This is a genomic window from Nocardiopsis mwathae (assembly GCF_014201195.1).
GTDB classification, from domain to species: domain Bacteria; phylum Actinomycetota; class Actinomycetes; order Streptosporangiales; family Streptosporangiaceae; genus Nocardiopsis_C; species Nocardiopsis_C mwathae.
This window is the reverse complement of record NZ_JACHDS010000001.1, coordinates 2257240-2274514: the sequence shown is the minus strand read 5'-3', so window position 1 is coordinate 2274514 and position 17275 is coordinate 2257240. Positions and strand designations below refer to the sequence as shown.

The window sequence follows — 17275 nt, the reverse complement described above, 5'->3', positions numbered from 1 at the left end:
CCCCGCCGACCCGGCCGCAGGGACCGGACGCCCACCGCTCCACGACCCAGCCGCACAGGAGGCGCCCGTGCTCACCGACAAGAAGATCCTCATCACCGGCGCGACCGGCCAGGTGGCCCGCCAGGTCGCCGAGACCCTGGCACCCCGCAACGAGGTCTGGTGCCTGGCCCGCTTCGGCGACGCCGACGCCGAACGCGACCTGCTGGCCCGGGGCATCCGCACCTGGCGGTGGGACATGGCCGCCGACACGCTCGACGGCCTCCCCGACGACTTCACCCACGTCCTGCACGCGGCCGCCCACCGCGGCGACGGCACCGACTTCGACACCACCCTGGAGGTGAACTGCGCGGCCACCGGTCGGCTCATGGTGCACTGCCGCGCCGCCGAGGCGTTCCTCCACGTCTCCACCGGCGCGGTCTACGCCCGCCAGGGCCTCGACCACCCGCACACCGAGACCGACCCCCTGGGCGGACGGACCCCGTGGCTGCCCACCTACGCCGTCGGCAAGCTCGCCGTCGAGGGCGCCGTCCGCGGTTTCGCCACCGCGCTCGGCCTGCCGACCACCATCGCCCGGCTCAACGTCGCCTACGGCCCCCACGGCCACGGGGGCGTCCCCATCCTGCTGTTCCGCCGGATGCTCGCCGGAGAACCCGTCGAGGTGCCCCGTGCGGGCCAGAACCGGTGCAACCCCATCCACACCGACGACATCAGCCGGCAGGTCCCGCTGCTGTGGGGCGTGGCCACCGCCCCGGCGCGCATCGTGAACTGGGGCGGCGACGACATCGTCGGCATCCGGGACATGCTCGCCCACCTCGCCGAGATCACCGGCACCGAGGCCCGGTTCGAGCCCAGTGACGTCACCCGCGGCACCCACGCCTTCGACAACACCCTGCGCCGGGCGCTCATCGGCGACTGCGAGGTCGACTGGCGTACCGGCCTGCGACGCACTGTCGACGCCCACCTGCCCGGTGTCGCCGGCGCCGCCTGAGCTCTCCCCGCGTTGCCGCCGGTACCTGCGTTGATCCCGCGTGTGGCGACCGGATGCCGGTGAGAATTCGGTCGCGCCACCCGAGATCAACACAGGAAGACTCATCCGATCACCCCCCGAACCACACACAGGAAGGCCAGCGTGTCGAACAACACCGAGCTCATCCGCGCCTCCTACGCCGCGTTCCAGCGCGGCGACATCGACGCCGTCCTCGACCTCTTCCACCCCGACGTCACCTGGGTCCACCCCGACGGCATGGCCGACCACGGCCTCGGCGGCACCAAGAAGGGCCTCGCCGAGGTGCGGGCGTTCATGGCCCGCGCCCGCACCGTCTTCAGCGAACTGCGCCAGGAGCCGCACGAGTTCCTGGAGTCCGGCGACCGCGTCGTCGTCCTGGGCGCCCTCCACATGCGCGGCGCCCTCAGCGGTACCGCCGGCACCGTGCGCATGGTGCACACCTGGCGGATCACCGACGGCAAGGTGACCCACTTCGAGGACCTCCACGACACCCACGACGTGCGCCGCATCGTCGAACCGCCCGGCGCATCCCGCCGCGAACCCCTCGCCTCCCCCGGCCAGATCCTCGACGCCGGGCTGGGATTCTGGTCGGCCAAGGTCATCCAGACGGCGGTGGAACTGCGCGTGTTCACCGTGCTGGCCGCCGCCGGTCCGCTCGACGCCGAACAGCTCCGCGAGCGCCTCGGCCTACACGGGCGCGGACTGCTCGACTTCCTCGACGCCCTGGTCTCCCTGGGCCTGCTGGACCGGGAGGAGGGCCGCTACCGCAACCTGCCGCCCGCCGACACCTTCCTTGACGAGGCCAAGACCGACTCCTACATCGGCGGGCTGCTGGAGGTCGCCTCCGACCACTGGTACGAGTCCTGGGGGAGCCTGCGGCGGGCCCTGGTCACCGGCGAGCCGCAGGAGAAGATCTCCGAAGGCGTCAGCGACCCCTTCGACGCGCTGTACGCCGACCCGGAGCGCACCCGCATGTTCCAGCGCGCGATGACGGGCGGCTCCACCGCCAGTATCGCCGCCATCATCGACAGATTCCCGTGGAGCCGGTTCGGTACCGTCGCCGACGTCGGCTGCGCCGAGGGCGCCCTGCTCAGCCGTCTCCTGCGGCGCCACCGGCACCTGCGCGGCACCGGGTTCGACCTCCCGGCGGTCGAACCCTACTTCGGCGAGACCGTCGCCGCGGCCGGACTGGAGGACCGGCTGGCCTTCCAAGCCGGTGACTTCTTCACCGGCCCGATGCCGTCGACCGACGTGATCGTTCTCGGCCACGCTCTGCACGACTGGAACCTGGACACCAAGCGCATGCTGCTGCGCAAGGCCTACGAGGCGCTGCCCGAGGGCGGGCGCGTCATCGTCTACGAAGCCCTGATCGACGACGAGCGCCGGCACAACACCTTCGCGCTGCTGATGAGCCTGCACATGCTCGTGGAGAGCCCCGGCGGATTCGACTACACCGGCGCCGACTGCATCGGCTGGATGACCGACGCCGGGTTCCGCGACTGCTACGTCGAGCACCTGGCCGGACCCGAGTCCATGGTCGTGGGGACCAAGTGAGGAGCCGAGCCGCCGCCCGTGTGCCCGGCACCCCGACACGCACCGCCGCGGCCGCACCCGTCCCCGCCGCGAAGGAGGAACCCGTGGCCGAAGAGCGACCCGAGCCGCCCACCGGTCATGTGCAGGAGGCACCCGACCCCGCTGTCCGCCTCCTGCACATGCGCGACCAGTTCATCCACGCCCGACTCCTGCAGATCGCCGCGGAGCTGGGCCTCGGAGACCTCCTCGCCGACGGCCCGCGCAGCGCCCACGACCTCGCCGCGGCGACCGGCACCCACCCCGAGGCGCTGTACCGGATGCTGCGCGTGCTGGCCGCGTGCGGCGTGTTCACCGAGACGGCCCCCGGCTCCTTCGCCCTCACCGCGGCGGGAGCACCGCTGCGCTCCGACCACCACTGCAGCGTGCGCGCCACCCTCGCCTTCGACGGGGTGATCGGCCGGGCGCTCTTCGACTCCGCACACAGCGTGCGCACGGGCGAGGCGACCTTTCCCCGGGTGTTCGGCGCCTCCCTCTTCGACTACCTCGCCGACCACCCCGAGCACGCCGCCCTGTTCAACACCGCGATGCAGGAGCTGAGCCGACCGGTGCTGCGGGCCGTGCTCGACGCCTACGACTTCTCGGCCGCACGCCGGATCGTCGACGTCGGCGGAGGCAACGGCACCCTGCTCAGCACCGTCCTGCGCACCGCCCCCGACGCCCACGGCGTCGTCTTCGACGTCCCGCACGTGGCCGAGGCCGCCCGCGACCGGCTGCGCGCCGAGGGGCTGGCCGACCGCTGCACCGCCGTCGGCGGCGACTTCTTCCACAAGGCCCCTGAGGACGGCGACCTCTACATCCTCAAGTGGATCCTGCACGACTGGCCCGACGACCGGGCTGCCGGGATCCTGCGCTGCTGCGCCCAGGCCATGGCGCCCGGCGGCCGCGTCCTCCTCGTCGAACAGGTCATCCCGCCGGGCGATACCCCGCACCCCGGCAAGGCCATGGACTTCTCGATGCTCGCCCTGCTCGACGGGTGCGAGCGGACCGAAGAGGAGTTCGCGGCCCTGCTCGGCCGGGCCGACCTGCGCATCGAGCGGATCATCCCGACCGCCTCCCCGTTCAGCCTCATCGAGGCCCGTGCGGCCTGAGGCGCCGGCACACCGCACCCGGCCGGGGTCCCGCCGCCCCGCCCTCGCGGCGGCGGGACCCCGGCCGGGGCGCACCGCTCCTCGGCGGCGCGTCAGCGGCCCCAGCCGCGCCTCGCCGGGCGCACGGCCCGGTCCGCGCGCTCGTCGGCCTCCGGCCGGTCCCCTCGGCTCCGGTAGACGACATAGGGGCGGAACAGGTAGCCCACAGGGGCCGTGAAAGCGTGCACCAGCCGGGTGAACGGCAGCATGGTGAACAGCCCCAGTCCCACCAGCACGTGCACCTTGAACGGCAGCGTCGCGGCGCTCATCGCGGCCACGTCCGGGTCGAGCACGAACAGGCTGCGGAACCACACCGAAACGGTCTGCCGGTAGTCGTGCGCGTGCCCCCCGGTGAGGTCGGCCCCCGCCGACACCAGCGTGGTGGCCAGCCCCGTCAGTATCGCCAGCACCAGGACCAGGTACATCGCCTTGTCATTGACCGTGGTGGCACTGAAGACCGGGCCGGTGGTGCGGCGCCGGTAGACCAGCAGCGCCACCCCCGCCAGCGTGCACACCCCCGCGATGATCCCCAGCACCAGCGCGTTGACGTGGTACATCGTGGCGGTGACTCCGATCGCCGCCGTCCAGCGGTCCGGTATGAGCAGGCCGATGACGTGCCCGATGATCACCACGAGGATGCCGAAGTGGAACAGCGGGCTGCCGATCCGCAGCAGCCGCGACTCGTGCATCTGCGAGGAGCGCGTCGTCCAGCCGAACCGGTCGTAGCGGTACCTCCACACGGTCCCGCCCACCAGCACCAGCACGACCAGGTACGGCAGGATGCCCCACAGGGCGGTGTCCAGCGCCGTCATCGGGCACCTCCGGGAAGGTCGAGGGGGGTGGGCGCGCCGTAGCCGGACAGCCCCACGGCCTCGGTCGGCGGTCCGGTCCGGGCCAGCCGCCGGGCCGCGGCCCGCTCGGCCTCTGCGGTGGCGGGAAGGGTGGCGTCCACGGCGTCCAGCACGGCCGCGTACGGGGTCTCGTGCGCGTGCAGCGCCGTGCGCAGCAGCTCCAGCCCCGGCCGGAAGCGCAGCAGCAGCGTCTCGCCCCACTCCGCGTCGCACCGGGCGGCGAACTCCAGCAGAACCGCCAGGTGGTCCGGGAGCTCGCTGGGATCGGGCTGCCAGCCGCACCCGGTGTAGACCGCCTTGACGTGGGCCAGGGCATGGCCGCGGCGCCGGGTGTCGCCGTCGGTGTAGAAGGTCATGTGCAGGGTCCGGCGCCGCCGCAGGTCGAAGGTGCGCACGTAGTGCGCGCCCAGCTCCAGGTCCGGGGCCGCCTCGGCGTGCGCGCAGAACCCGTCCAGGGCGCGGGCGGCGCCCGAGGGCGGGAGTTCGGCCAGCGCGCGGCGCACCAGCGGCAGCCGTTCCCGCAGCGTCGAGTCGGGGTATCCCAGCAGCACCGACGCCGCCTGCCGCAGCACCGCGCGGTCGGTGGCGGACCGGGGGGATCCCGGAGCCATGCCCCTCATCGTCCTGCCTCCTCTTGCCCCGTGCCGTCGGCCTGCGGTGGGAACAGCCCGTCGGGCCGCCCCCGCCCGTCCCAGTTGAGGAGGTTGACCCGGCCGGACAGCCCGTCCTCGCGCTCCCCGCCGCCCCGCTGCCGTTCGCGCAGGGCGTGGAAGGTCTCCACGCTGGCCGGGTCCGGCCGCCCGGAGGCCTCGCCGAACGGGACGCGCCCGCCGGCACCGCCCATCCCGGGGCCGCCCTCGAAGTCCAGTGAGCAGCCGATCTCCTCGATCACCCCCCGGTCGGCGTCGTCCACGCCGTAGGCGGTCGGGATGACGTAGCGCTCGTCGTACTTGGCCAGCGCGAGCAGCCGGTACATCTCCTCGACCTCCCGGCCGTCCATGCCCACTGCGGCGGCGATCTCCTCATCGCGGCCCTGGCCCAGGTTGATCCGGCGCATGTGGGAGCGCATCGCCGACAGGCGGCGCAGCGCCGCGGTCACCGGAGCGGTGTCTCCGGCGGTGAACAGCTCGGCCAGGTACTCCACCGGGATCCGCAGGGCATCGATGGCGCCGAAGAGGTTGTCGGCGTCCTCCCCGTCGTGCCCGGTGGAGGTCAGCGCGTCGACGACCGGCGACAGCGGGGGGATGTACCAGACCATCGGCAGGGTCCGGTACTCCGGGTGGAGCGGCAGCGCCACGCGGTACCGCGCCGCCAGGGCGTAGACGGGGGAGCGGCGGGCCGACTCCACCCAGCGCTCGGGGATGCCGTCGCGCCGGGCCGCCTCTTGCACCGCCGGGTCCTCGGGGTCGAGGAAGACGCCCAGCTGGGCCGGGTAGAGGTCGTGCTCGTCGGCCACCGCGGCCGCCGCACCGACCCGGTCGGCGTCGTACAGGACGACGCCGAGGTAGCGCAGCCGCCCCACACACGTCTCCGAGCAGATCGTCGGCATGCCCACCTCGATGCGCGGGTAGCACATCGTGCACTTCTCGGCCTTGCCGGTCTTGTGGTTGAAGTAGACCTTCTTGTACGGGCAGCCCGTGACGCACATCCGCCACCCGCGGCAGCGGTCCTGGTCCACCAGCACGATGCCGTCCTCGGAGCGCTTGTACAGTGCACCGCTGGGGCAGGCGGCCACGCACGTCGGGTTGAGGCAGTGCTCGCAGATCCGCGGGAGGTAGAACATGAACGCCTCCTCGAAGGAGAAGCGCACCCGGTCGCCGAGCTTCTGCACGACGGGGTCGTCCCGCCCGACCTCCTCGCCGCCGCCGAGTTCGTCGTCCCAGTTGGCGCTCCACTCGATGGCGGTCGGCTCGCCGCTGATCAGTGAGCGCGGCCGGGCCACCGGCATGTCGTCGCCCAGCGGTGCGGCGATCAGGTTCTCGTAGTCATACGTCCAGGGCTCGTAGTAGTCGTTGAGCGACGGCATCACCGGGTTGGCGAAGATGGTGGCGAGCCGCTTCAACCGCCCGCCCGAGCGCGGGACGAGGCGGCCGGACCGGGTGCGGCGCCAGCCGCCCCGCCACCGGTCCTGGTCCTCATAGCGCCGCGGATAGCCCTGTCCGGGGCGGGTCTCGACGTTGTTGAACCACGCGTACTCGACACCGGCGCGGTTGGTCCAGGCCTGCTTGCAGGTCACCGAGCAGGTGTGGCACCCGATGCATTTGTCGAGGTTCATCACCATGGCGACCTGGGCCATGACCCGGCCGATCCGCTCGGTCCCGGACGCCCGCGCGGCCTCTGTGCCGCCGGTTGCTTCGGACATCTAGTACTTCACCTCTGACGTGCGCTTGCGCACCACCGTGACCTCGTCACGCTGGTTGCCGGTCGGGCCGATGTAGTTGAAGGCGTAAGAGAACTGGGCGTAGCCGCCGATCAGGTGCGTGGGCTTGACCAGCAGCCGGGTCAGCGAGTTGTGGATGCCCCCGCGCCTGCCGGTGGTCTCGGTCGTGGGCGTGTCCACCACCCGCTCCATGGCGTGGTACACGTAGACCGTCCCGGTCGGCATGCGGTGCGAGACCACCAGCCGCGCCGCCACCACCCCGTTGCGGTTGACGGCCTCCACCCAGTCGTTGTCCGACGCGCCGATGGCCGCCGCGTCGGCGGGGCTCATCCACAGCGACGGACCGCCCCGCGACAGGGTCAGCATCAGCAGGTTGTCCTGGTACTCGGAGTGGATCGACCACTTCGAGTGCGGGGTCAGGTAGCGCACCGTCACCGCGCGCTCCCCGGTAGGGCCGAGTTCGGGCTCCCCGAAGAGCCGGTGCAGGGCCAGCGGCGGCCGGTAGACCGGCAGCGCCTCACCGAACTCGTGCATCCAGTCGTGGTCGAGGTAGAAGTGCTGGCGGCCGGTGAGGGTGTGCCACGGCTTGTCGTGCTCGGTGTTGATGGTGAACGGGGCGTAGCGCCGATCCGGCGCCTCCTTGCCGGACCACTCCGGGCTCGCGCCCACGGGCGTGGGGCGGGCCTGGGTGTCGGAGAACACCACACGCCGCTCATGGCTGCCGTGGATGAGCTCGTCGAAGTCGGTCCCGGTCCGGGCGGCGAGGCGCTCGAACCCCTGGGCCGCCAGCCGCCCGTTGCTGGTGCCCGACAGCGCCAGGATCATCTCGCAGACCTTGACGTCGGTGTCCAGGGCGGGGCGCCCGTCGGCGACCCCGCCGCGCACGGTGCCGTTGCGCTGCCGCAGCCACTCCACCTCTTCGTCGGGGGTGAACGACACGCCCTTCACCGGCAGCCCCGGCGACTCGGCGAGGGGGCCCAGTGCTCCCAGCTTCTCGGCCACCGCCGGGTAGTCGCGCTCCACCCGGATCAGGTCGGGCATGGTCCGCCCCGGCACCGGCACCTCGCCGCTCGCCTTCCAGTCCGGGGCGATGCCGCCGGGCTGGGCGAGCTCCCCGGGGGTGTCGTGCTGCATCGGCGCCGCCACCAGGTCGCCGACCTTCCCCAGGTGCGTCTCGGCCAGTTCGCTGAAGCGGCGGGCGAGCGTGTGGAAGGCGTCGAAGTCGGTGCGCGCCTGCCACGGCGGATCGATCGCCGGGTTGAACGCGTGCACGAACGGGTGCATGTCGGTGGTCGACAGGTCGTGCTTCTCGTACCAGGTCGCGGCCGGGAGCACGACGTCGGACAGCAGCGTCGTACTGGTCATCCGGAAGTCCAGTGACAGCAGCAGGTCGAGTTTGCCCTCCGGGGCCTCCTCACGCCACACCACGTCGTCGGGGCGGTGCTCGGGGCCGGCCTCCCGGCCCTGGACCGCCGAGTGCGTGCCCAGCAGGTGCCGCTGGAAGTACTCGCTGCCCTTGGCCGAGGATCCGAACAGGTTGGCCCGCCACACGGTCAGCACCCGCGGCCAGTTCTCCGGTGCGTCGGGGTCCTCGGCGGCGAACCGCAGCCGTCCCGCGGCCAGCTCCCCGGCCACGTACTCGCCCGGGTCCCGGCCGGCGTCCTGCGCCTCCCGGGCCAGCTTGACCGGGTTGCGGTCGAAGGTGGGGTAGGAGGGCATCCACCCCATCCGCGCCGAGGCCGCCACCAGGTCGGCGGTGTGCCGCCCGGCCAGTCGGCCCGGACCCAGCGGTGTGGTCAGCGCGTCGGCGTCGTAGGTGTCGTAGCGCCACTGGTCGGTGTGCATATACCAGTAGGCGGTCCCGGCCATGAAGCGCGGCGGGCGCGACCAGTCCATGGCCGAGGCGTAGGCGGCCCACCCCGTCTGGGTCCGGCACTTCTCCTGGCCGACGTAGTGCGCCCAGCCTCCGCCGTTGACGCCCTGGCAGCCGGTCAGGAGCAGGAGGGTGAAGAACGCGCGGTACATGGTGTCGCCGTGGAACCACTGGTTGACCCCGGCCCCCAGGATGATCATGGCGCGGCCGCCGGTGGCCTCGGCGGTCGCGGCGAACTCCCGGGCGATCCGGACCGCCCGGTCCGCCCGCACCGAGGTGATCTCCTCCTGCCAGGCCGGGGTGCACGGCTCGGAGGGGTCGTCGTACCCGGTCGGCCAGGACCCGGGCAGCCCCGGGCGGGCCACCCCGAACTGCGCCAGGAGCAGGTCGAAGACGGTGGTGACCAGTCGGCCGCCGACCCGGCGCACCGGCACCCCGCGCACCAGCCGGCCGGGCGTCCCGTCCTCGGCGTCGAACCGCGGAAGCGCCACTTCGACCGCCGCGCCGCCCTCCGGCCCGGCGCCATGGTCGTCGAGGAAACTCAGCCGGGGGGTGATGCCGTCCAGGTCGAGGTTCCACCGCCCGGCACCGCCCTCGCCCCAGCGGTCGCCCAGCGTGCCCGGGGGCGCCACGGCCTCCTCGGTCCGCTCGTCGACGAGGACCGGCCGCCACCGCGCGTTCCCGGAGTCCGGGTCGGCCCCCGGAAGGTCGGCGGCGGTGAGGAACTTGCCCGGGACGTAGCGCCCGTCGTGCTCGTCCAGGGTGACCAGGAACGGCAGGTCGGTGTACTTCTTCACGTAGGCGTCGAAGGCCGGGGTCCGGGCGCGCACGAAGTGCTCGGTGAGGATGACGTGGCCCATGGCCAGGGCCAGTGCCGCGTCCGTGCCCGGGTGCGGGCTCATCCACTCGTCGGCGAACTTGGCGGCGCTGCTGTAGTCCGGCGCGACCACGACGACCTTCTGGCCCCGGTAGCGGGCCTCGGCCATCCAGTGGGCGTCGGGTGTCCGGGTCACCGGAACGTTGGACCCCCACACCAGCAGGTAGGCGGCGTCCCACCAGTCCCCGGACTCCGGGACGTCGGTCTGGTCGCCGAAGACCTGCGGCGAGGCGACCGGCAGGTCGGCGTACCAGTCGTAGAACGACAGCATCGACCCGCCCAGCAGGTTCACGAACCGCGCACCCGCACCGTGGGAGACCTGCGACATCGCCGGAATCGGGGAGAACCCGGCGATGCGGTCGGGACCGTAGGCGCGGATGGTGTGGACGTGGGCCGCCGCGGCGATCTCCACGGCCTCCTCCCAGGTGACCCGGACCAGTCCGCCCTTGCCGCGCGCCGACTGGTAGCGGCGCCGCTTGTCCGGGTCGGTGGTGATCTCGGCCCAGGCCGCGACCGGGTCGCCGAGCCGCCGGCGCGCCTCCCGGAACATCTCGACCAGGACCCCGCGGGCATAGGGGAACCGGACGCGCGTGGGGGAGTAGGTGTACCAGGAGAACGCCGCACCGCGCGGGCACCCGCGCGGCTCGTACTCCGGGCGGTCGGGGCCCACCGACGGATAATCGGTCGCCTGCGTTTCCCAGGTGATGATGCCGTCTTTCACATAGACGTTCCACGAGCAGGACCCCGTGCAGTTGACCCCGTGGGTGGACCGTACGACCTTGTCGTGGCTCCACCGGTCGCGATAAAAGACGTCGCCCTCGCGGCCGCCCTCCTTGAAAACCGCCCGAAGGTCCTGTGTCGTTTCTGTGCGGGCGAGGTAACTTCCCGTGCGAAGCAGGAGGTCCTGGATCGCTGAACCGTCTCTACCCGCGTCCTTGCCGTCATCGCTCACGTGTATGTCGTCCTTTGTCGTCTCCGCGCCCACGGTGCGGCGCGGGGGCGTTGGGAAATGTCCTCGGGAATCCAGTCAATCCTTCGGACTATTCGGGACCAATGGTCTTAAGGTCTCCGCGATCGATGCCAAAGGTCCCGTGAGGGCGAATGGAATTCTCGTTACGTTCGTCATGTTAGGAGCGGGACGTCGAACGGTGAGGGGATAACACGCCATGCGCGCAGAGTCGGGTGGAGCCGAAACAACGGGAGGAGGCCGCGGAGTCAACCTCGCGCTGGCGACGGCCGCGTTCGCGGTCACCTTCGCGGCGTGGAACCTGATCGGCCCGCTGTCGGCCACCTACACCGAGCGGCTCGGGCTCACCCCGTCACAGGTCGCCGTGCTGGTCGCCTTCCCGGTCCTCGTGGGCGCGCTCGGACGGATTCCCGTCGGCGCGCTCACCGACCGCTACGGCGGCCGGGTCATGTTCACCGCGGTCTGCTTCGCCAGCATCATCCCGGTGCTGCTCGTGGGTCTGTCCGGGCACTCCTACCCGATGCTGCTGCTCTGGGGCTTCTTCCTGGGGATCGCCGGAACCTCCTTCGCGGTCGGCATCCCCTTCGTGAGCGCCTGGTACCCGCCCCGGCGCAAGGGCTTCGCCACCGGGGTGTTCGGCGCCGGGATGGGCGGCACCGCGCTGGCCGCCTTCTTCGCCCCGCGCTCGGTCGAGCTCCTCGGCCTGTGGGGGACCCACGTGGCCATGGCCGCCGTGCTGGCGGTGATGGGCACGGTCATGCTGCTGTTCAGCCGCAACGCACCGCAGTGGCGGCCGGGCACCGAGCCGGTGCTGCCGCGCATGGCCGCGGCGGCGCGCATGGCCGCGACTTGGAAGATGGCGGGGCTCTACGCCCTGGTGTTCGGCGGGTTCGTCGCGTTCTCCACCTACCTGCCCACCGTGCTGACCACCGCGTATGACTTCCTGCAGACCGAGGCGGGGCTCCGCACGGCCGGGTTCTCCGTGGCCGCGGTCCTGGCCCGCCCCGTGGGCGGCATCCTGTCCGACCGCATCGGACCGGTCCGGGTCTGCCTGGCCTCCTTCTTCGCCACCGCCGTCCTCGCGGTCGCCCTCGCCTTCCACCCGCCGGCCGAGGTCCCGGCCGGGACCGCCTTCGTCCTCATGGCGGTCGCCCTCGGGCTGGGCACCGGCAGCGTCTTCGCACTGGTCGCCAAGGTGGTCGAGCCGTCGCGGGTGGGCACCGTGACCGGCCTGGTCGGAGCGGCCGGCGGCCTGGGCGGGTATTTCCCGCCGATGGTGATGGGGGTCGTCTTCCAGGCCACCGGCGCCTACACGATCGGCTTCGCCCTGCTGGGGGCGACGGCCCTGGCCGTCGCCGTCTACACAGCCGTCGCCTTCCGCGAGGTCGACCGCGCCACCCGCCGGCCGGCCCCCGGGGGGGTGTAGGACCGCCCCGAGGAGCCCGGCCGGTGAGCGCGGGGTCAGTCGGCGCCGAGCCACAGGTCGGGGCCGAACACCTCGTAGCACACGGCGGAGGCCGGAACCCCGGCGCGCAGGAAGCCCCCGCGTACCTCGCGCATGAACGGCAGCGGCCCGCACAGGTACACGGTCGCGTCGGACGGGACGTCGACGCCGTCGAGGTCCATCCGGCCCGCGCGGGCCGCGGCACCGCCCGAGCCGTCCTCGTAGAAGAACACGCGCTCGGCGCCGGGGAGGCGGCCGACCAGCTCCTCAGCCTCGCCGCGCAGGGCGTGGGTGCGCTCGGAACGGTCGGCGTGCAGCAGCAGGAGGCGCCGCTGCGAACCGGTCTCGGCGAGGTGGTGCAGCATCGCGGTGATCGGTGTGCAGCCGATCCCGGCCGAGGCGAGGACGACCGGCCCGTCGCCGTCCTCCAGTCGGAGGTCGCCGAAGGGCGCCGACAGCGTCAGCTCGTCGCCTTCGCGGACGGTGTCGTGCAGCAGGTTCGACACCTCGCCGGGCGGCGTCGCGCCGTCGGAGCCGCCGCGCACCCGCTTGACGGTGATCCGGCGGAGTCCAGCGCCGACACCCCCGGACAGCGAGTACTGGCGCAACTGGCGGGTGCCGTCGGCGAGGGGGACCCGGACGCTGACGTACTGGCCGGGGCGCGCCACGGGGATCGGGGCGTCGCCGACCGGGCGCAGCGTGTAGGAGACCACGTCCGGGGTCTCCTCGGTGCACCGGACGACGGTCCACGGCCGCCAGGTGCGCCCGTCGGCGGCGCCGGCCTCGGCGTAGATGCGGGCCTCCCGGGCGATGAGGGCGCCGGCCATCAACCAGTAGACGTCGTCCCAGGCGGCGGCGACCTCGGGGGTCACCGCGTCGCCGAGGACGTCGGCGATCGCACCGAACAGGTACTTGTGCACGATGATGTACTGGTCGTCGGTGACGCCCACCGCGGTGTGCTTGTGCGCGATGCGCGACAGCAGGGCGTCGGGGCGCTCCTGGGGGTTGGCGAGGAGCGCCGTGGCGAAGCCGGCGATGGATGCGGCCAGCGCGCGGCGCTGCTCGCCGCTGGCCTGGTTGCCCCGGTTGAAGAGCCCGTCGAGGAGGTCGGGGCGCTCGGCGAACATGGTCGAGTAGAAGCGGTCGGTGATGGCGTCGAGCGACGCGCCGATGACCGGCAGCGTGGCGCGCACGGTCGTGGCGGATTCCGCGGACAGCATGCGATCTCCCTGCGGGGGATGTGGGGGTCGGTACAGCGGACGCAACTCCCTTAATTGGAGTTTCAAATGCATATTAATTCGGGTGGTGCGGCACCCCGCACCGGGGCGGGAGATCCGAAGGATCAGCAGGTCACAGGGGAGACTCCGGCGGTTCCTGGGGGTCCGGCGCGCGCAGGCCGACCAGCACCGGCCCGGCCGGGGAGGCCACAAGCGCGTCCACCGTCACCGGGTCCAGCGACGCGAAGAACGCCTCCTGCGCCGCGCGCAGCGCCGAACGCAGCCGACACGCCGAACGCAGCGGGCACGGCGGATCGTCCTCGCAGCCCACGACGTCCCCGGCCCCCTCCAGCTCCCGCACGATCCACCCGACCGACGCCCGGTGCCCGGCCTCGGACAGCCGCAGGCCCCCACCACGGCCCCGGCGCGCCTCCACCAGCCCCAGCTCGCTCAGCCGCGCCACCGCCTTGGCCGCGTGCGTGTAGGGCATCGCGACCATGCCCGCCACGTCACGCGTGGTCAGCAGCTCGTCCTCCGCGACCGCCAACCGCATGACGATACGCAGCGACAGATCGGTGAAAGCGGTCAGGCGCATGCCTCCACGTTAAAGCGTGCCCCGCAGATCATGTCCTGCCGCGCGGCGGCCGGGAACGAGCGGGCGCCTACCGCTCACCGGAGTCCAGGTCCCCGAGCGCCGACTCCCACCGGCGGCGCCGTTCGGCCCGGGGCAGCTCCCACCACGGCCGACCCCGCTCACCCAGGCCCTCCTTGGCACGCTGCACCCGCCCGCGCGCGACCCCCTCCGCGTCCCCGTCCCCGCGACGGCGGGCCGAGGCGACGGCCCGCCGTGCGGCCATGAGGTGGCCGACCAGGCGCTCGCGGACGTCCGGCGGCAGCAGCGGGTCGCTGGCCCGCCACCGCCGACCCCCGATCAGGACGTAGCGCCCGTCATCGCTCCTCTCGGCTGCGCACACACCACCGGACCTACCCCGACGGGCGGCGCCGCCCCCATCCCCGACAAGGGCACGGGGGGCGGCGGACGACCCCGCTTCCCCCGCGTCGATCCCGCGCGGGAGGGAGAGGCCTCCCATGGTCCCCCCGCGCGGGAGGCGCCCCGGAGCCGCGGGGCGGACCATGGGGAGCCTCGCCTCCGCGCCGCGCCGGACGGATCCGAAGGGGAGAGAGAGGCACACCTGGGGGACACATGCCGACCTCGACCGCCGCCCACTGCTCCACCGCGCCGCCACGCCGGGCCTTCCCGGCCGCCTACGCGGTACCGCTGTGCCTGCTGCCGTCCTCGCTGTGGCGCCTGCACCTGGCGGCGATGCCCGGCGGCTGGTACCCGCTGGTGTCGAGCGCCGCCGAACTGGGGCTCGGGCTGCCGACCCTGGGACTGGTGCACCGTTGGGGAGAGGCGGTGCCGCGCTGGGTTCCGCTGGCGGGCGGGCGGCGGATCCCGGGCACGGCGGTGGTGCTCCCCGCTGCCCTCGGCGCCCTCGCCATCACACTGGTCACCGCCTATGGCCTGCTCAACGGAATCTTCCAGTTCGTGACGCCGGAACAGGCCCGAGCGGTGAGCCCCGGACTCCCGGGCTCCTCCGAGCGGTTCGACGCCGAGCGCCCCGGCGGCTGGGTCGTCGCCGCCTACGCCCCGGCCCTGGCGTGGTGACCGCTGCTCGCAGCGGTCACCGTCGCCTACTACCGGCGGCGTGTCCGCGCCACCGGCTCGGCGCCGCCGTAGCATGGGAGGACGAACACCGCCCACGCGCCGCGGCCGGCGGGTGGGCGGCAGCAGGAGGGACCCCACTCCGGTGGCCGCGGCCACCAGAGAGGACGGGCGCTGTGCACGAGACGTTCCGCTTGGGGCACCTGGCCGGGGTACGCGTCGGCGTGAACTGGAGCGTCCTGGTCATCTTCGCCCTCATCGCGTTCGGGCTGGCCCAGGCGCGCCTGCCCCTTTTCTACCCCGACCGCCCCCCGTGGCAGTACTGGACCGTCGGACTGGTCACCGCCGTCGTGTTCTTCGGATCGCTGCTGGCGCACGAGCTCGGCCACGCCGTCGTGGCGCGCCGCAACGGCATCCGCGTCGAGGGCATCACCCTGTGGCTGCTCGGCGGCGTCGCCCGACTCCAGGACGAGGCCAAGAGCCCGTCGGTCGAACTGCGCATCGCCGGAGTCGGCCCGCTCGTCAGCCTCCTCGCCGGGCTGGGCTTCGCGGTCATGGCCGTGCTGGTCGCCGTCGCCCTCGGCCCCGGCCTCATCCTGGAGGCCGTCGCCTGGCTGGCCGCGATCAACATCCTGCTCGCGATCTTCAACGTCATCCCGGCCGCTCCGCTGGACGGCGGCCGGCTGCTGCGCGCGCTGATCTGGTGGCGCACCGGAAGCCGGGTGCGCGCCACCGTCGGCGCCGCCACCGCCGGCCGCATCTTCGGCTGGAGCCTGGTCCTGCTCGGCGCCTACCTCTTCCTCCAGGGCGCGGCGCTGAGCGGGGTGTGGCTTGCCGTCATCGGACTCTTCCTCATCAGCGCCGCCACGGCCGAGGGGCGCCACGCCGAGATGCGCGGCGTACTGGCCGGAGTCCCGGTGCAGGCCGCCATGACCCGCGACCCGATCACCGCACCGGCCCACACCACCGTCTCCGAGTTCCTCGACGGGCCGCTGTTCCGCTACCGGCACTCGGCCTTCCCCGTCACCCGCGACGGAACGGCCCCGGCCGGGATGGTGTGCATCCACCAGATCCGGGACATCCCCGTCGACCGCCGCGCCACCACCACCCTGGGCGACATCATGCGCCCCCGGGACGAGATCGTCACCGCCGCCCCCGACGAGGCCCTCACCGATGTCCTCACCCGCATGGAGTCCAGCCCCGACCAGCGGGCCCTGGTGCTGGAGGGCGAGGCGATCGTGGGTATCGTCACCCCGACCGACATCAGCCGCGTCCTGACCTGGCTCACCTCGGCCCCGCGACCCGGAGGCGACCACGATGAGGGTCGGCCAGGCTAGCCGGGCCGACCCTGCGTCCTCACCCCCGCTTGCGCAGCAGGAGCAGGACGTAGTCGAGGTGGTCGCGGACCAGGCTGCGGTACGGCGGCATGCGGTCGTCCAGCCACGACACCGTCAGCTCACCGAACCGCGCCTCGATCTCGTCGCGCCGGTCGCGGTAGAGCAGGGCCATGACCTCGCCCGACATCCGCGCGCTGGGAGTCATGTCCACCAGCCGGACGATGTCGAACCCGGCCCGGCCGATCTCACCGACCAGCTCGGTCAGCGGTCGGGGCGGGGGAGCCGACCAGATACCGGTGTAGGAGGCCAGCTCGTCATCGGAGGGCGTGCCGCGCAGGGCGATGTCGGTCAGCAGGAAGAGCCCGCCCGCCTGCAGGACGCGGCTCACCTCGCCGAGCCCCGCCGCGCGGTCGGACAGGTGGGGGAACGAGTCGATCGCCCAGGCACAGGTGAACGTGGCGTCGGCGTAGGACAGGTCCATGGCGTTGCCGTAGGCGACCTCGACCAGGTCGCCGGCCCCGGCCGCCCCGATCCGCTCGGCGGACTCGGCGACCTGGCTCCTACTCACCGTGACGCCCGTGACGCGCGCCCCGGTGCGCTGCGCGGCGCGGATGGCCGGGCCGCCGGTGCCGCACCCCACGTCGAGCATGTGGTCGCCGGAGCGCGGCCGCAGCGTGTCGATCAGGTAATCGGTCTGCCGGTCCTGGGCGAGGTCGGCCAGATCGACCAGGTTCACGGGGGCATCGCGCTCCCCGTGCGCCACCCACATACCCATGTGGATCGCGCTGTCGCCCAGAACCATGCCGTAGAAATCGCCGTAGTCGTCGTAGGCCTCTCCGATCTCCTCGGGGGTGAGCGCCGTGTGTCCGCCGGCTGCCTGATCCGTGGTCATCCCGGAAACTCTCCTTCCGACCGCGGCCGACCTCCGCGGTGCCGT

Annotated in this window: 14 protein-coding genes; 6 read left to right on the top strand and 8 right to left on the bottom strand. The window is 72.8% G+C overall.

The window, feature by feature from the left end:
• The first annotated feature begins 67 nt into the window (after positions 1-67).
• The 3 genes from HNR23_RS09600 to HNR23_RS09590 all read left to right on the top strand — a co-directional run bounded on the left by HNR23_RS09600 (position 68) and on the right by HNR23_RS09590 (position 3687).
• On the top strand, positions 68-988 hold the full coding sequence (locus tag HNR23_RS09600) for an NAD-dependent epimerase/dehydratase family protein (RefSeq protein ID WP_184075121.1): 921 nt from the start codon (positions 68-70) through the stop codon (positions 986-988).
• A 141-nt stretch (positions 989-1129) separates the two neighbouring features.
• Positions 1130-2560, top strand: coding sequence for a methyltransferase (locus HNR23_RS27455; RefSeq protein WP_343070500.1), 1431 nt, complete (start codon positions 1130-1132; stop codon positions 2558-2560).
• An 83-nt stretch (positions 2561-2643) separates the two neighbouring features.
• Positions 2644-3687, top strand: a complete 1044-nt coding sequence (locus tag HNR23_RS09590) for a methyltransferase (RefSeq protein ID WP_343070499.1) — start codon at positions 2644-2646, stop codon at positions 3685-3687.
• Positions 3688-3779: 92 nt separating this feature from the next.
• Here HNR23_RS09590 and narI read toward each other — a convergent pair whose 3' ends face one another.
• The 4 genes from narI to HNR23_RS09570 are packed head-to-tail and all read right to left on the bottom strand — an operon-like array spanning position 3780 to position 10605.
• Positions 3780-4538 carry a respiratory nitrate reductase subunit gamma gene (gene narI, locus HNR23_RS09585; RefSeq protein WP_184075119.1) on the bottom strand — a complete coding sequence of 253 codons (759 nt, stop codon included), beginning with the start codon at positions 4536-4538 and terminating at the stop codon, positions 3780-3782.
• On the bottom strand, positions 4535-5188 hold the full coding sequence (narJ, locus tag HNR23_RS09580) for a nitrate reductase molybdenum cofactor assembly chaperone (protein ID WP_246421671.1): 654 nt from the start codon (positions 5186-5188) through the stop codon (positions 4535-4537). The genes narI and narJ overlap by 4 nt, the downstream gene beginning before the upstream one ends.
• Positions 5189-5193: 5 nt before the next feature.
• Positions 5194-6939 carry a nitrate reductase subunit beta gene (gene narH, locus HNR23_RS09575; RefSeq protein WP_246421668.1) on the bottom strand — a complete coding sequence of 582 codons (1746 nt, stop codon included), beginning with the start codon at positions 6937-6939 and terminating at the stop codon, positions 5194-5196.
• The gene (locus HNR23_RS09570; RefSeq protein ID WP_221308534.1) at positions 6940-10605 is read right to left on the bottom strand and encodes a nitrate reductase subunit alpha; all 3666 of its coding nucleotides are present in this window, start codon (positions 10603-10605) and stop codon (positions 6940-6942) included.
• Between the two features lie 268 nt (positions 10606-10873).
• Between HNR23_RS09570 and HNR23_RS09565 the strand changes: the two genes are divergently transcribed.
• Positions 10874-12100, top strand: a complete 1227-nt coding sequence (locus tag HNR23_RS09565; protein WP_184075113.1) for an MFS transporter — start codon at positions 10874-10876, stop codon at positions 12098-12100.
• Between the two features lie 35 nt (positions 12101-12135).
• Here the strand turns inward: HNR23_RS09565 and HNR23_RS09560 are convergent, their stop codons facing one another.
• The 3 genes from HNR23_RS09560 to HNR23_RS09550 all read right to left on the bottom strand — a co-directional run bounded on the left by HNR23_RS09560 (position 12136) and on the right by HNR23_RS09550 (position 14309).
• Positions 12136-13338, bottom strand: a complete 1203-nt coding sequence (locus tag HNR23_RS09560; RefSeq protein WP_184075111.1) for a globin domain-containing protein — start codon at positions 13336-13338, stop codon at positions 12136-12138.
• A 130-nt stretch (positions 13339-13468) separates the two neighbouring features.
• Complete coding sequence (locus HNR23_RS09555; RefSeq protein ID WP_184075109.1) at positions 13469-13930, bottom strand: RrF2 family transcriptional regulator; 462 nt, start codon at positions 13928-13930, stop codon at positions 13469-13471.
• Between the two features lie 67 nt (positions 13931-13997).
• On the bottom strand, positions 13998-14309 hold the full coding sequence (locus HNR23_RS09550; RefSeq protein WP_184075107.1) for a hypothetical protein: 312 nt from the start codon (positions 14307-14309) through the stop codon (positions 13998-14000).
• A 230-nt stretch (positions 14310-14539) separates the two neighbouring features.
• Here HNR23_RS09550 and HNR23_RS09545 point away from each other — a divergent pair, with 230 nt between their 5' ends.
• Together HNR23_RS09545 and HNR23_RS09540 are read left to right on the top strand one after the other, a co-directional pair.
• Positions 14540-15004, top strand: a complete 465-nt coding sequence (locus HNR23_RS09545; protein ID WP_184075105.1) for a hypothetical protein — start codon at positions 14540-14542, stop codon at positions 15002-15004.
• A 173-nt stretch (positions 15005-15177) separates the two neighbouring features.
• A complete protein-coding gene (locus HNR23_RS09540; protein WP_184075103.1) occupies positions 15178-16338 on the top strand; it encodes a site-2 protease family protein in 1161 nt (386 codons plus the stop codon).
• Between the two features lie 19 nt (positions 16339-16357).
• On the opposite strand, the gene HNR23_RS09535 is transcribed toward HNR23_RS09540, so the two are convergent.
• Positions 16358-17230 carry a methyltransferase domain-containing protein gene (locus HNR23_RS09535; protein ID WP_184075102.1) on the bottom strand — a complete coding sequence of 291 codons (873 nt, stop codon included), beginning with the start codon at positions 17228-17230 and terminating at the stop codon, positions 16358-16360.
• Between the last annotated feature and the right edge of the window lie 45 nt (positions 17231-17275).